The sequence below is a fragment of the Algoriphagus aquaeductus genome, assembly GCF_003253485.1.
GTDB lineage: Bacteria > Bacteroidota > Bacteroidia > Cytophagales > Cyclobacteriaceae > Algoriphagus > Algoriphagus aquaeductus.
On the sequence record NZ_QKTX01000047.1, the window covers coordinates 1 to 1,111 of the forward strand.

General features: G+C 42.9%; 1 protein-coding gene. It reads left to right on the forward strand.

Annotation, left to right across the window (positions count from 1 at the left end; translation table 11 throughout):
- The first annotated feature begins 93 nt into the window (after positions 1–93).
- Positions 94–1,104 (forward strand): IS30 family transposase, encoded by a 1,011-nt coding sequence (locus tag CLV31_RS21710; RefSeq protein ID WP_111395187.1) that lies wholly within the window; start codon positions 94–96, stop codon positions 1,102–1,104.
- Positions 1,105–1,111 lie beyond the last annotated feature (7 nt).

Here is a 1,111-nt window from a genome sequence, read left to right on the forward strand (position 1 = left end):
CCCAGATTCAAGTTATAAATGCAACACTAAAGGTTTAAGGAAAGGAAGCCTAGGCTTCCTTTCCTTAGGCTGAATAACTAAATTAGTGTTGTCATGCAGAAATTCAATCATCTCAGCCCAGAACAAAGGTACCAAATCGAAATTTTAAACAAAGCCGGAACCAAGCAAGTGGAGATAGCCAGGCTCATTGGGGTCCATAAAAGCACCGTGAGCAGAGAACTCAAGCGGAATACCGGAAAGCGAGGACCTCATGCCAAAGTATATTCAGCCAAGATTGCTATAGATCGGACTCATGAACGCCATCGCCTCAAGCGAAAGAAAATCCGATTCACTGAAGCCCTGAAAGAACAAGCCAGAATGTGGCTGGAACAGGACAAACTCAGCCCGGAACTCATCGCTGCCCAATGGGAAAAACAAGAACAGCAAGGCGTATCCCATGAGACCATTTATGACTGGATTTGGAAAGCCAAGAAAAGCCGCCATTCGAGTTTGATTCAGGACAGAGGCCTGTACAAACATCTCAGACACGGCAAACGAAAACAAAAAAGAGGCAATTACAGGCAAAATAGAGGCGTTATCAAAGAACGTGTACCGATCGACCAAAGACCTGAAATCGTTCAAAACAGGGAACGATTAGGGGATATAGAAGTAGATTTGATGATGGGTAAAAACCACCAATCTGCCTTACTAGTCATGACAGATAGAGCTACTCTAATCACGACAATGGACTTCCTCCCTTCAAAAGAAGCAGAGCTTGTCAAGGCCAAAATCGAACAGCGCATTGAGTGGATCGGACCCAGCTGGATCAAAACCTGCACATTCGACAACGATATGGCTTTCGCCTTGCACCATGAAATAAGAGACAAATATGGAATCAAAACCTTCTTCACCAGACCCTATACTTCTCAAGACAAAGGAACAGTAGAAAACCGAATAGGACTCATCAGAGCATTCCTTCCTAAAGGAACTGACTTAAATGAAATCACCGATCAAACCATCGCAGAAATAGAACAAAAAATCAACAACAGGCCTATTAGAAAATTCAACTACCTAACTCCTAAAGAGAAATTATTATCTTACAAACCCGTTGCACTTATTACTTGAACACGGC

Excerpts from the sequence above, each read along its gene's own strand:
- CLV31_RS21710 (WP_111395187.1), top strand. The coding sequence starts at position 94 with ATGCAGAAATTCAATCATCTCAGCCCAGAACAAAGGTACCAAATCGAA.